The following is a 13,175-nucleotide window of genomic DNA, read 5'->3' on the forward strand; positions in this document are numbered from 1 at the left end:
ATAGGTCTGCCTTTTGCCATTCATTACTATTTGTAGATCAAAGTTACCAAATCATCGAGACATTAGTTTGGATGCAATAGTTACAATGGGGTATTTCTGAGTTAAGTCGCCCCGCTAGCAACAATTTGGACAGCCGTAACTACCTAAAGATGCAGGTCATATTCTCCACTGGACAGATGGAAGTTACGGATATTTCCCTAGCTATACGCTGGGAGCCATGTATGCCGCTCAATTCATGGCTGCAATGAAGAAAACAGTTGATGTCGATTCAGCAATTTTAAGCGGTGACCTCTCTCCAATTTTCTCCTGGTTATCAGAAAACATCTGGAGTAAAGGTAGTTTATTAACTACTGATGAACTAGTTAGTCAGGCCACTGGAGAAACCTTAAACGCACAGTTTTTCCAAGACCATTTGAGAAATCGTTATCTATAGATTGGTAGACGTCAACCAAATTGAAGTGTTCTGCTTGCAGAACTTGCTATGCAAGTAGAACCAAAGTGAGAAGAAGTATAGTACAAGTATTACTCCCCTTAGGAACACAACGGCCTGATGTAGAAGCTCAAAAAGCCAAAGGCAAAGTTGGTTTATTCCTTGTCAAACACAAAGCAGCGCTCTCTAACTCAAATGTAGACAATTCCAAGTTGCTTTTTTCTAGTTTAGCAAAGAAATAATTACCTGAAAGTATGGCAAATAAAATTACTTATATACATTCTGACTTGAGCAAAGCATCCTCCACAATAGCTTGTTACTAATCAGCGGTGATTACGAGGCCTCGGCTGACTACTGCTTACGGATTCGTCATTGTTAATCGTGATTCTCTTCCCACCGTTCAACCCTCGTTCTAATCACCGATACTGCAGCATCTGAGTTTCCATAGCATTTTAACCAAAATATCGGCTACAGAATCAGAAAAACCGACACTATGAAATCGTTTAAAAGCTCTCCTTGAGTCATACGTTTTTGGGAAGTATTTCGCTAGATAAAGCTCATGAGCATAAGCAGCCGCTTGCTCTCTGGTCAGCCCTGAAAGTTGTAACTTACGAATTGCTTGGTACAGTTCACTTCCACGCATAATGCTTCTCGTATATTTAATACCAACCATACATCAGGTCTGTGCTTAAAATTCATTCAACTGGCTGTGAGCAGATGAAAGTAACTCTATGTTGGCTATACCTAGTGACATCTTATACCTCGCTGATGAGTTGGCGCTATGAACGTGAATAATTGGTGGTTTGAAACCTCGCAAAGCAACAGCTTCTTCGATCCACAACACTACATCATAACCAGTACCGTGCTCATCATCGCCTAGGTCATGATCAAGACTGATTTCAGTGACATCACCTTTATTCAAAAGCGCGATCGCCTCTTCTGGCCAATAAACTCGATACCAACCTTCGGGGGCCTGTCTCTCATCATCTAAATAGACCTTCATTTGCATCTACCACTGAGTCCTAATTCTTGCCAGTTCTTGCATATAACGGGAACGATACTTGCTGCCTTGCCTCTCATGAACTTGTAACCAAAAGGAACTTTCCCCTTAATTTCAAGGGAAATAAGAATTTTCTCAGCCCTGAATGGCGCTTTATTGAGTAAGCTGGCGGCTGGCTGAACTGACAGAGAGCTTCCAACTCCAAGTACTTTGTAAGCAGACTTAATATGTTTCCTTGCCTCCTCTAAATACATCACTGGTTCGCCAAACCAAACAATATTAGGTCTCAATTGGCTATTTAATTCACAATGTTGACCAATCTCAATCTGCTTATCCCAGTCATAAATAGTTGAAGATTCAATGGTACTTTGGGCGCGGTTTAACTGCCCATGTAGGTGAATAACTTTCGAACTGCCCGCTCTTTCATGCAAGTCATCGACATTCTGAGTAATGATGACCACGTCATATACATCCTCTAATTCAGCTAATGCTATGTGAGCTTTGTTAGGTTGTGCATTTTTGGCGGCAACCTTACGTTGATTGTAAAAGCTCAGCACTAGCTTAGGGTTACGCTCAAAGGCATCTTTCGTTGCTAGTTCATGAATAGGATAACTTTCCCACAAACCATCACCATCTCGAAAAGTGCGCAAACCACTTTCGGCACTTATACCTGCGCCTGTAAACACAACAATCTTTCTCTTTTCTGTGTTATTTACCATCATCTTCTCTCGTGATTAAACTGTTGAGACTAATAGTAAATAAGATATGCGACAGGTTTTGACGCATAGCGCAACAAAAAACAATAAATCACTGATATATTCAAATAATGGATAATTCAGTTCACTTGCTTTGTATTCTTTTAGTACTTCAATCGTTTGATGTTGCATAAACGCCCTCATCCAACCATTTGGTGTAGGTCGAAAACCATCAAGACAAACTTTCATAAAGTTACTCCTGAGAACTCAAAGTGTGTTTGCATCTGCGTATTTGGAAAATCTGAGTAAATCGTTCGTGCGACAACAGTTAACAAAACCTGCCATGTGGGAAATTGGTAAGAAGACACTTTGATCACCAAGCAGTCATTAGACAGGTAGACTGCCTCACCATTAAAGCATCTAGGCCCTTCTTTATGTATTGGGATTAGACCTAGTGGCTGAAACTGCGCTAATTCAAACTCAATAAGCTGGCTTATAATCGCAAGCAAATTCTGTTCGCACGAGATTGATTCTATTTTTTTGACCAAATGAGATAGAAATAAATACTCGGTAACACAGTCACCTAGTTTTTCATAAAGCGAACCGATGTTATCGCGATCATCGAATATCTGGTGCTGAATTGACGTGTAGTGTTCCGCTAAGCGAAAGGTGTTGTAAGACATTTATACTCTCTCCAGTTAATTGAAGAGAGTATGCAACAAGGTTGCGACAAGAATTGTCGTATGATGTTACTGAGTCTTACTATTATTTATGTAGTTAACAGCGTTGAAATACTGAGTACTTAGCTCTCGCTCAAGTGCCTTGCGTTTTCCAGTATTGAATACTCGAAAATGCCTCTTAACATCAATACCCAAAGTTTGGATTGATTGTGAGTTTCCTGATGGATGGTGAGCATAAATGAGTAGTGATTCAATATCATTAATAGTTATTCCATTTTCTAATGAATCATATTTAGGGTATTCATCACCAGAGTTTTCCCACGTCTGCCAATCAATAAATTCAGCACAACTTGCGTAGTAAATTTTGCACTCATCGCATTGACTATCAATCCATTTATGCTCTGGAAGTCTATCCTTCACCCCATTTAACTGTTCCGTTTTCCCGATATAGAGAAGACTCTCTGGGCCATATACAGGGTGATGCCCATAAATTTGATAAAGCACTTGCACCTCAGGTTCCTCTAACTTTTTGAGTTCGTTTAGTGCGATTGGACCTTTCCAATAAACATCAATAATAGGTACGGCTTTGTTTTCTAAATTACACATTTTTAGTCCTCATACCACGAGATACTATCTCTAAGGGTTTGTTTTATTTCTTCACGTAATGCCAAAGGCTCTACTACTGTTGCATGGTTGCAAACAGATAGGAGCCAATGACGCAATTCATCGGTGTCATCCACTTTCGCGCGGATGAGAAAATCTTCACCTTTGGGTTTAATTGACTGAACGTCATTTAGTGGTGTTTCATCAAGGATTCTGGCAAACACTGGCGTTACCCATAGCGTTATCGCAAGTTTATCTAAGCTGCGTATTACGCCCATTTCACCTTGTTGAACGTATGTCTCTAGTGAGAAGCCTTCGTCAACAATGGCTGGAAAACAAGAGGATTCGGCATTGATTACACGGTTGAATGAAAGTTGGCGAACATCGCTGTAGCCATCAAATTTTCCGACTAGATAATTCCGCTCTCCGCGCAAGGCGATACCAAATGGGTGGAAAATGACACGCTGATCTTTATCAGAAGACAATGAGCGATAAACCAGTCTGATACACATTTCTTCAAGCACGGCTTTGTAAATAACGTTTATCGTTTCAGCATCGAGCTTTGAAGGGAGCAAAGGCATACCTTTTTGATGGATGTACACTTTGCGTGGCCAAAGCCCTCGAGGTGTTTTGTTTTCATATCGAAGATAGTGTCTAGCGCCGTTGAAGTGGGATTCCAAATTACTGAACAAGGATGGAGGAATAACCTGCTCTAGGTGTTTCTCAACAAGATTTAGGGTAATGGCGGTACTTAAATCCATTCCCGTTAATCCTAAATCAAGCCCTTGCTCTCGCGACCAACCAATCGGTTTTCCTGTATCTGACTCAACGCCGTATTTAGCTAGGCTTTTAAGAATGCGTTGAACGCTTCTTAGTGACAACATGTTGCCTTCTGCCTCTAGCTTTTCCTGAATTTTCTGCGCAGTGATTTTTCCTTTCATTGGTACTTTTGCGAGCACTGCTCTCTTGTTCTCAAAGCTTTCCATAAAATTTAATTCAGTAATTACAATCGGATAGACAATATATCCAATTATCCATCTGATGACGACAGAACCTGTCGTTACCGCTTTGTATATTATGAGCATCGTCACAAGCTTTACTGAAGGAGAAGTAATATGACAGAAGAAACCAACTCAGGTCCATTTACAAAAGACGAAGTAATCGAATATTTGGGAGAAAAATATGATGCTAAAAATGACTGCTATGAATGGCATGGTTTCAACTGTATTCAAGGATTCTATGAAATGTCGAGCGGCTATTACCACCACATTTGGATGGACGACCCAAAATGTGATTATTGCCTACATTATTGTTGCAATGAGTTTGGATCTATCGAGGATAAGAGAAAATTCAATCTTAATGTTGTTTGGTCTGGTAAAAACGAACTTCAGTATCTCATCCCAACCAATAAAAAGGAGAGAGCCGCATTAATAAAAATCTTTCGAAGAATTAAGAAGCTCGGACCAGAAGAACATCTAACCAAATATTCTAAGTCTAAAAAGAATAAGCTTTCCATTCTCAAAATGAAAAATCTGTTACTTGAGAAAATTAATAACAACACCTGAACTCATCAAGCTTTAGTCAACTAGATACAAAAGCTCTTGCTATCGTCAAGCAAGTTTAGCGTGGGGACAATAGATACTTTTATTTTCATTCTTAAGAGAAGACTCAAGAGTTCCGATCTTAATCGCTTGCCTTATGATAATTCCGTTCAGCAAGAGAAATATAGGCGAAGAATGCAATGATAGTATCCATAGTAACCAAATACACCGACACTTATAACATTAATGTTGTTTACCGATTACATAGGAAAGGCGAGTGAGTAGATTATTTTTAACCTCTGATTTGCATTTAGGGCATAGGAGTATTTGCAAGTACAGGCAGCAATTCAAAACAGTAGAAGAACATGATGATATTGTTTTTCAGCCTTTCAATTCGTTTCAATGCGCGTCAAAAATATGCTCTCTTTACTTATAAAGCAAAATGTCGTTGGCGATGATCAACCAGACATGCTTCTTCTGTGATTACAAACACGCTCATTTCGAACACTGAATAAAACTAAACTCACTTTTCAATGCAATCCAATTACCATAGAACGCCAAGGCGATTACAATAATAAAACTTAGTCAACTCAGGAAAAATGAATACCTGTAAGACTATCTCGCATCTTATTTCACATTACGTGAATCATATAGTACTAAGAAAAATGGTAAGAATATAAATGAATGAAGTATTAGCTAACACATTATTGTGGGGCGGAATCATAACAATTACAGCTGGGTTACAAGGCATCTTTCTAGACAAGTATTTGCAACTTAGTTATAAAATGTCGGTGACTGAAAGCTTAGGGCGCCTATTTTCACGTACGTGGGGCTTCAATACAGCAATTCTCGGAGCTTTAATGATCACTGCATCTCAGAATACAGCACTGACGACCGTTATCACGTTAGCCGCTATCTTATCTAAAACTTTATTAATAGGTACGATTTTATTCACCGGAAACGGCAGGTTGAGAGCGCCAATGAAATCAATTATTGCCGTCGATAGTATTATGACTCTTCTGCTTATTTATGGCCTTGCTATTAACTAAAACATAAAACCAATTATAAAGACACTCCGTAATTATAGAGAACAAAACCAACAATATTTCGATAACGTTAATGGCCTCTCTAACAAGATCTTTAAGGCTGCCTGCGCTATTCATGACCGTATTTCTACCATTAAAATACGGTCATGACATGAAGCAGCACTCGCTTTTACTAAAGTAGTGAATGATATTGCGCCTTCACTAGTCAGTTTGTGGCAACGAATGTAAATTATTATCTTCTTTAGCAAATGCCTGTTTTTCACGTTTGTTGGTCTGAAATATAAATGCTAACCCAACAACCGGAACCAACACCGCGGCAAAGGGAATCATACTTGCGCCCAGTTGGCTATCAATCACTACACCACCAAGTATTCCACCAAATGCATTGGCTAGATTAAACGCGGAAATATTGGCTGTTGCGGCTAACTCTTGACCATTTCCACCATGATTCATTACTCGAAGTTGCATCGCAGGGACGTTGGCAAACGAGGCGACACCAAACACAAATGCCGCGGCGACAAACAACACCTTGCTATCAACGGACAACCCAACAAGTACGAGGGACAAGACCATAGCCATCGCCCAAAACATGGATGACTTCTGAAGATTGATATCCGATGAACGACCGCCCAATGTATTACCGACAATTAACCCAACACCCACAATAACTAAAATCCACGTGACCGCACCTTCGTCAAAGCCAGTGATGTGCATAGCTATTGGAGCAAGATACCCATACAACGTCATAAACCCTGACCACGCAAACACCGTTATCGCCAAACTCATTAGTAGCATTGGATTTTTGAATGCTAACAACTGGTCTCGTATATTCTTCGCTTCGCCATGCCCGGTTGACTGAACCACAGCGAGTATAAATAACATCGCAACCAAGCCAAGACTCGCAACAACAAGAAACGTCACATGCCAACCAAACTGTAGCCCAATCCACGTCCCTCCTGGTACGCCAAGGACATTAGCAAGCGTCAAACCTGCAAACATTTGCCCAACCGCTCGACCAGCCATTTTTTCAGACACTAGGTTGGTAGCAACGACAGCGCCAATACCGTAAAAAGGCCCTTGGACCAAGCCAGTAACAACTCGGCTCCACATCAATACCTCATAGTTTGGCGCAAACGCTGACAATACATTCCCCAATATAAACAACACCATCAAGCTCGCCAGGACCATTTTTTGTTGAACCGAGCGAGATAGATAGTCAATATCGGTCCACCGAAGACAATCGCTAGCGCATAGGCACTAATCAAATACCCTGCCTGTCCTTCAGTAATCAATAGTGACGTTGCTATCTGAGGTAAAATCCCCGCGATGACAAACTCTGCGGTACCAATCGCGAACGCGGCCAGTGTTAGTATCCAAACCTGAAGCGGCATTTTATCTTTGTTCATTGTCATCTCACTTAATCTCTCATCGCCAGCTATCATTAACTTTACTGGCGCTCTCTATATCGAATACAGCCAGTATATTCGTTCACTTTATTTTGATAATTGGTTAATATGTGAATTCATTATTCAACTGAGCCGAATTAAGAGAGAGACATGGACAAATTCTCAGACATGACATTGTTCGTCAGTATTGTTAAGCATCAAGGCCTTGCTGCTGCTGGACGCGAGCTTGGGCTGTCTCCAGCAACGGTGACTGCCCGCTTACAATCTCTAGAGCAGCGCTATAGCGTGAAACTGCTCAACCGCAGCACCCGTCACTTATCACTAACCGACTCAGGTGCGTTGTACTATCAAGCATGTCTGGATATTATTGAAAACGTCAATGAGACTGAGAACTTACTTCAAAATGGCTTAAAAGAGGTGAAAGGCACGCTTAAAGTCTCCGCCCCTAAAGACATCGGCAAACAGGCGATCCTTCCTATTCTCGATGAATTTTGCCAACGTTACCCCGATGTTATTCCTCACTTGTACCTCAACGACAGCCTGTCCAATGTAACCGAGTCAGGTGTCGATATTGTCATTCGATATGGAGAGCTCGCTGACAGTTCACTAGTATCAAGGCGTCTCGCATCAAGTACGCGTTTACTCTGTGCCTCACCTTCTTATTTACAGCGAATGGGGACACCGAAAACCCCGCGTGATTTGTTAAATCACGACTGTTTGGCAATGTTGAGAAGCCATGAAGAACTAAAAACTTGGCATTTTCACAACGAAGAAGACCGCCACTCAATTACCTTACTACCATGCCGTTTTTCTGATGATGGAGAAGTCGTCCGTCATTGGGCGCTCGCCGGCGCAGGTATAGCACTAAAATCTCAATTAGATATTCAAGCTGATCTGGATGATCATCGATTAGTCACCGTACTCGACGATTACATGGCTAACTTCACGACGTCGACGTCGGCATTTAGCTCCGACCTGAATGTGGTTTACGCGAGTCGTCAATATCAACCCAAACGAATCAGACTGTTTCTAGAGTTCTTGCTTGATAAGTTTTAATCTCGCGATACCCCGTCAAAACCACTCACCAAGACGAGGCTGCCACTATCGAGCATCACAATTTGGCCTAAACAGAGCGTGATTCGATTTGGTTATCAGCCCTATAACGAATAATCAATTCTTAAAGTAAACGTCATTTTGTATTATCTCTACGCCCCAACAACACACAGTGAGATACGAAATGACATTTACAATCAAACACACTAAGGCCGCACTGGTCACAGCAACATTGATGGTACTTGCAGGATGCGCTTCACCCGCCTTTGATTCAGACAACGAAAATGCTGCGCGCAATCGCGGTGCTGCAGGTGGGGTTTTACTCGGTGCTACAGTGGGCGCTCTAACAGGTGATGCAGGACTTGCTGCAAAGACTGCGGTAGCGGGTGGCGTTGCTGGTGGTGTTGCTGGTTCAATGAAGGATCTCGATGACTCACGATCGTCTAGCGATACAAAAGTTCTCGCTGACGGTGTATCTCAAGACCATCGTAGCGATGCAGAAAAGCGCGTTGCTGAGTTAGAGGCTGAAATCAGAATTCGCGAACTGGAAGAGCAACTTGCTGAAGCAGAAAAAGAAAACAAAGCGAACAACGATAAAAATAGTTGAGCGTAGAAAATTCGTCTACTCCTCTTAAAGAGGTGGTCATTTACAAGTCAACACATTCTTATCATGGATTAATTAGAACGGATGCTACCACTACAAAGGTTCTAATTATATGACATATACAAAGCACCTAATTCCTGCTGTATTTTTGTTTGCCACTTCAATCTCAAGTTTTGCAGAAGATTACAACGACGTGTCAGGTCACCGGATAGGTTTAGGATACTCAAACACCGATTTGGTTGTGGGTAACTCTGGCTTAGATTGGGGAGATGGTATCAAATTGGAGTATGGTTATGATATCAACCGTATCGTAGGTATCAACTTGTCGTATCAAAATAATAGCAATTCGGTATTTGGCGCAGATATCAATGGTAACAATGTAAAATTCGATACAGACCTAGGGTATATGTTTACTCTTGATAGTTGGTCCATTAAGCCTTACGGTGCTGTCGGGTTAGTGCGAGTAGATGAAACAATTTCCTTCGCCAATTACACCCCAGATTCTTTCACTGAGACATCATTAATGGGTGGACTCGGTGTTCGAGCAACCCTTGATATGGGCGTCTATGCTGACTTACGCTACGATTTTTACAATGTTGAAAGTGTTGATATGGATCAGCTGTCCATCACCTTCGGTTATAAGTTTTAAATCCTAATTCGTATGATAGGCAGCGTTGCCATCATTGAAGCCCTGCCTATCACTACTAATTATTAAAAACAGTAATCAATAGCAATATTTAATTTCTAGAGCGGATCTTCTGGTGTGGTCCATAACATAGTCAATAAGGCGATTAATCGATATTAATGCAATTATACTTATAGCAACATATTGTATATATCTACTGTAATCATTAACATAAATACAGATCCACGCCCTTATAAAACAAAGAAAACTGGAACTAATAAACTAGAGTTTAGTTACAGTAATATAGAATTATCGCTAATTTTTTATTTTACTTTGAAAAACCATTAATAGAAAACTTCAACATTGGGTTGATGCCAGATATTAAAATTGCAAGCTTTATAATTTAACACCCTAACTATGAGGTTCCTTCTTTAAATAAAGATAATTTACTTTAACCTTTCATTACAACACCTTGGCAATAAAATCCCTTTCAATATAACCAATGGTTATATTGTTTATACCCCCATTTTTTGTAACATTCGTTCATAATAGCGCCATAAATTTATAAGCGACGTATCAGATATCGCTAGGCTACGAAAATACTATTATGAAATTCAGAACAAAAATCGTTATTGCCTCTAGTTTATTATTAATGCTCACTATTTCAGCATTAGGTTTTACCCAACAAATTACCGCTCGAAACGAATTAGAGCGTCATATCGATAACAGCATTCAAGAATTAATGACTGCTGTTAAACATATGGTGACCTATGAGTTAACATCAAACAACAACCTCGCTAATTCAGTGACTGAATCATTGAATATTAGCGCAAATGATTCTGCCTATGTTCAAAATATCATTGCTTCCCCTACTCTCAAAAATAGCTTTCAAGCCATTGGGGTTGGATATGAAAGTAACGGTCAATTAATTAGTAATGACAACTGGGTACCCTCCGATAGCTATGATGCTAGGCAACGGCCGTGGTATATCGAGATGAAAAACGCGATGAGGACAGTCGTCACAGATCCGTACGTCGACTCATCGACACAAGAAATGATCATCTCTGTTTCGTCGCCTTTATTTGACTCAGAAGGTGAATTCGTCGGAGGCGTTGTGTTTGATGTGTCTCTATTACCTCTCGCCGAACTCATTAACCAAACCAACCTATTTGATGCTGGCTACCTGTTTATAATCACGGAAGACGGCATGACGATTGCGCACCCTAACCGCCGTTATAACGGTCTGCCCATGACGCAGTTTGCACCGGGTGTGAAGCTTACTGAAGGCCCACAAGAATTGTTAATTGATAACGCTCATCAGCTTATTAACCTAATCGAAATGCCCGGAAGTGGCGCTTATATTGGGTCCATTGTTGACACCGACATTGCGTTTTCAAGTATTGATGACATGCGAAATCAAGTCATCTTAATTGCCATAATCGGTATATTAGTGATCGTCTGCTCGTTATCGCTACTGATCCACTATCTCTTCAAGCCTCTTAATGACCTTAACTTCGCCATTGCCGACATTGCGAATGGCGAAGGCGATCTGACAAGACGATTGGATACTCACACCGATTTGGAATTTTCTTTACTTGCCAATAACTTCAACGCTTTTATGGATAAACTTCAAAAGCAAATGATTGATTCAAAGCACGTATCTAATGAAGTACTCGCATTAACACACCAAACAACAGCAGCAAGTTCAACCTCGTATGCTGCTACGTCAGAACAACAACAACAGCTTTCACAATTAGCAACCGCCATCAACCAAATGACCAGTGCCTCGGTGGAAGTGGCTAATAACACTCGAAACGCAGCCGACTACGTCAAAGCGGCAGACTGTGTCAGCCAAGAAGGCTCTGCCGTTGTAATCGAAACCAACAATATAATTAATGAGTTATCGAACAAAATCGCGAAGGCATCAAGCGAAGTACAGCAATTGTCAATCGCTACAGATAACATTAGTAGCATACTTGATGTCATCAATCAGATTGCTGACCAAACAAATTTATTAGCATTGAATGCCGCAATTGAAGCTGCCCGCGCAGGTGAGTCTGGTCGTGGTTTTGCCGTCGTTGCAGATGAAGTTCGAACGCTGGCACAGAAAACACAGGCAGCCACAACCGAAATTCATGAAAAAATCGAAGAGCTAAAACTGGGGTCTTCACAAGTCTGCAGCGAAATCGAGTTAAGTCGAAGTAATGCTCAGCAAGCCGTTCTAAGTGCGCAAAAAGCAGAACAATCCCTCGTTGATATTCGAGAATATATTGTACAAATATCAGAGATGAACATTCAAATCGCGACATCAGCTGAACAGCAAACATCAGCCGCTAAAGAAATTAATGCCAATACAAAGAAAATTAAAGACCTCAGTGAACAGGTAGCGCTAGCATCAAGTGAAACCAATACTGCGATGGAAATGCAAATAGAACAAGTTAACAAACAAGAAAGCACCTTAAATCGTTTTATCGTGTAGAGTTCGCTCTATTTAATTTCTCCATCTGACACTAACAACGTTCACTCAATTGCTCTCAATAGAGTGAACGTTGTTAGCTTTTAATAATGACCGTATTCTAAAGTATTAATAATTATGAACATTAACAAAGCACTCATTCATACTGGGTCTTCTTTTCAGTTGCAATATAACGACTACTTCCTTTCGTCTGCATTTCAAACTATTTATAACTTGAATACGACGACCCCTTTTGGGTACGAGCTTTTACTCCGATGTGAAAACGCATCAGGGGACACCATTTCCCCTAATGCGTTTTTTGACCAGCCAACACTTTCTTCCATTAATAAGATCCATATGGATCTTGCGGTCACCACTTTACACGTAATAAATTATCGAGCATTCAAAGACAATTTACACGGTAAGGTCTTTCTGAACATGGCTCCCAATACATTAGGGTATCTAGGCGTACACAAGAGAATTTGGCCCGTTATGATACGTTGTATAAAAAAACATAGTATTAGCCAAAGCAGCTATAGTAATGCCAATGTTGTCGTTGAGATTGTAGAAAATGAAACTAGTTGCCCTACAGCACTAATGCAGAAAATCAAATTTTTGAAAAACCATAACTTTAACGTCGCGATAGATGATTTTGGATCAAGGCATTCCACTGAAAATCGATTAAAAATCATTCAACCAGAAATTGTCAAAATTGACATTGGGCTACTACAACAATATCGCGAAGGTAACTCATTACCATTAATTGAGGCAGTACATTTAATTAAAGGCAACGATCAAAAGATTGTTCTTGAAGGCATTGAGAGTCCGGGCGACCTCGAAATAGCACGTCATCTCGATATAGATTTTGTTCAAGGCTTTTATTTAGACATGCCGACACTGATTCCACAGTAAGCCAAAAACACACCTCAAAGGCACCCCAAGCGATTATGATGTTTAACTTGCCACTAAATTGACAGATGTTCAGCCCAACACACTGCTAGCGGTATTGATGCTTCGTGATCGCATCACAATAAAAA

The 13,175-nt window shown here is 40.6% G+C and carries 13 protein-coding genes and 2 pseudogenes; 8 read left to right on the forward strand and 7 right to left on the reverse strand.

Annotated elements, in window-relative coordinates; genetic code table 11:
• Positions 1 to 163 precede the first annotated feature (163 nt).
• Positions 164 to 433 (forward strand): annotated as a pseudogene (locus AB4405_RS20220) (carboxypeptidase M32); the annotation flags it as partial.
• A 409-nt stretch (positions 434 to 842) separates the two neighbouring features.
• Here AB4405_RS20220 and AB4405_RS20225 read toward each other — a convergent pair.
• The 6 genes from AB4405_RS20225 to AB4405_RS20250 all read right to left on the reverse strand — a co-directional run bounded on the left by AB4405_RS20225 (position 843) and on the right by AB4405_RS20250 (position 4,493).
• On the reverse strand, positions 843 to 1,073 hold the full coding sequence (locus tag AB4405_RS20225; protein ID WP_372062572.1) for a hypothetical protein: 231 nt from the start codon (positions 1,071 to 1,073) through the stop codon (positions 843 to 845).
• Between the two features lie 45 nt (positions 1,074 to 1,118).
• Positions 1,119 to 1,433, reverse strand: coding sequence for a cyclic-phosphate processing receiver domain-containing protein (locus AB4405_RS20230; protein WP_372062573.1), 315 nt, complete (start codon positions 1,431 to 1,433; stop codon positions 1,119 to 1,121).
• Positions 1,430 to 2,152: an NAD-dependent deacetylase gene (locus AB4405_RS20235; RefSeq protein WP_372062574.1), complete on the reverse strand. Its 723-nt coding sequence runs from the start codon at positions 2,150 to 2,152 to the stop codon at positions 1,430 to 1,432. Before AB4405_RS20235 ends, AB4405_RS20230 begins: the two co-directional genes overlap by 4 nt.
• A 218-nt stretch (positions 2,153 to 2,370) precedes the next feature.
• A complete protein-coding gene (locus AB4405_RS20240) occupies positions 2,371 to 2,808 on the reverse strand; it encodes a hypothetical protein (protein ID WP_372062575.1) in 438 nt (145 codons plus the stop codon).
• A gap of 66 nt (positions 2,809 to 2,874) precedes the next feature.
• The gene (locus AB4405_RS20245; RefSeq protein WP_372062576.1) at positions 2,875 to 3,411 is read right to left on the reverse strand and encodes a hypothetical protein; all 537 of its coding nucleotides are present in this window, start codon (positions 3,409 to 3,411) and stop codon (positions 2,875 to 2,877) included.
• 2 nt (positions 3,412 to 3,413) lie between these two features.
• A complete protein-coding gene (locus tag AB4405_RS20250) occupies positions 3,414 to 4,493 on the reverse strand; it encodes a helix-turn-helix transcriptional regulator (protein WP_372062577.1) in 1,080 nt (359 codons plus the stop codon).
• Between the two features lie 30 nt (positions 4,494 to 4,523).
• On the opposite strand from AB4405_RS20250, the gene AB4405_RS20255 reads away from it, so the two are divergent.
• Positions 4,524 to 4,973: a hypothetical protein gene (locus AB4405_RS20255; protein WP_372062578.1), complete on the forward strand. Its 450-nt coding sequence runs from the start codon at positions 4,524 to 4,526 to the stop codon at positions 4,971 to 4,973.
• A 656-nt stretch (positions 4,974 to 5,629) separates the two neighbouring features.
• Positions 5,630 to 5,998, forward strand: a complete 369-nt coding sequence (locus AB4405_RS20260) for a hypothetical protein (protein ID WP_372062579.1) — start codon at positions 5,630 to 5,632, stop codon at positions 5,996 to 5,998.
• Positions 5,999 to 6,196: 198 nt separating this feature from the next.
• Here AB4405_RS20260 and AB4405_RS20265 read toward each other — a convergent pair.
• A pseudogene (locus AB4405_RS20265) lies at positions 6,197 to 7,401 on the reverse strand (MFS transporter).
• 150 nt (positions 7,402 to 7,551) lie between these two features.
• Between AB4405_RS20265 and AB4405_RS20270 the strand changes: the two are divergent.
• The 5 genes from AB4405_RS20270 to AB4405_RS20290 all read left to right on the forward strand — a co-directional run bounded on the left by AB4405_RS20270 (position 7,552) and on the right by AB4405_RS20290 (position 13,050).
• Positions 7,552 to 8,457, forward strand: a complete 906-nt coding sequence (locus AB4405_RS20270) for a LysR family transcriptional regulator (protein ID WP_372062580.1) — start codon at positions 7,552 to 7,554, stop codon at positions 8,455 to 8,457.
• A gap of 193 nt (positions 8,458 to 8,650) precedes the next feature.
• Positions 8,651 to 9,061, forward strand: a complete 411-nt coding sequence (locus tag AB4405_RS20275; RefSeq protein WP_372062657.1) for a glycine zipper family protein — start codon at positions 8,651 to 8,653, stop codon at positions 9,059 to 9,061.
• Between the two features lie 109 nt (positions 9,062 to 9,170).
• Positions 9,171 to 9,707 (forward strand): porin family protein, encoded by a 537-nt coding sequence (locus tag AB4405_RS20280; RefSeq protein WP_372062581.1) that lies wholly within the window; start codon positions 9,171 to 9,173, stop codon positions 9,705 to 9,707.
• 583 nt (positions 9,708 to 10,290) lie between these two features.
• Positions 10,291 to 12,162 (forward strand): methyl-accepting chemotaxis protein, encoded by a 1,872-nt coding sequence (locus tag AB4405_RS20285; RefSeq protein WP_372062582.1) that lies wholly within the window; start codon positions 10,291 to 10,293, stop codon positions 12,160 to 12,162.
• Positions 12,163 to 12,276: 114 nt separating this feature from the next.
• Positions 12,277 to 13,050: an EAL domain-containing protein gene (locus AB4405_RS20290; RefSeq protein ID WP_372062583.1), complete on the forward strand. Its 774-nt coding sequence runs from the start codon at positions 12,277 to 12,279 to the stop codon at positions 13,048 to 13,050.
• Positions 13,051 to 13,175: the final 125 nt, after the last annotated feature.

The sequence above is a fragment of the Vibrio sp. 10N.261.51.F12 genome (assembly GCF_041471725.1).
GTDB lineage: Bacteria > Pseudomonadota > Gammaproteobacteria > Enterobacterales > Vibrionaceae > Vibrio.

Coding starts and splice junctions, on each gene's coding strand:
- AB4405_RS20225 (WP_372062572.1), bottom strand. CDS start 1,073: ATGCGTGGAAGTGAACTGTACCAAGCAATTCGTAAGTTACAACTTTCA.
- AB4405_RS20230 (WP_372062573.1), bottom strand. CDS start 1,433: ATGAAGGTCTATTTAGATGATGAGAGACAGGCCCCCGAAGGTTGGTAT.
- AB4405_RS20235 (WP_372062574.1), bottom strand. CDS start 2,152: ATGATGGTAAATAACACAGAAAAGAGAAAGATTGTTGTGTTTACAGGC.
- AB4405_RS20240 (WP_372062575.1), bottom strand. CDS start 2,808: ATGTCTTACAACACCTTTCGCTTAGCGGAACACTACACGTCAATTCAG.
- AB4405_RS20245 (WP_372062576.1), bottom strand. CDS start 3,411: ATGTGTAATTTAGAAAACAAAGCCGTACCTATTATTGATGTTTATTGG.
- AB4405_RS20250 (WP_372062577.1), bottom strand. CDS start 4,493: ATGCTCATAATATACAAAGCGGTAACGACAGGTTCTGTCGTCATCAGA.
- AB4405_RS20255 (WP_372062578.1), top strand. CDS start 4,524: ATGACAGAAGAAACCAACTCAGGTCCATTTACAAAAGACGAAGTAATC.
- AB4405_RS20260 (WP_372062579.1), top strand. CDS start 5,630: ATGAATGAAGTATTAGCTAACACATTATTGTGGGGCGGAATCATAACA.
- AB4405_RS20270 (WP_372062580.1), top strand. CDS start 7,552: ATGGACAAATTCTCAGACATGACATTGTTCGTCAGTATTGTTAAGCAT.
- AB4405_RS20280 (WP_372062581.1), top strand. CDS start 9,171: ATGACATATACAAAGCACCTAATTCCTGCTGTATTTTTGTTTGCCACT.
- AB4405_RS20285 (WP_372062582.1), top strand. CDS start 10,291: ATGAAATTCAGAACAAAAATCGTTATTGCCTCTAGTTTATTATTAATG.
- AB4405_RS20290 (WP_372062583.1), top strand. CDS start 12,277: ATGAACATTAACAAAGCACTCATTCATACTGGGTCTTCTTTTCAGTTG.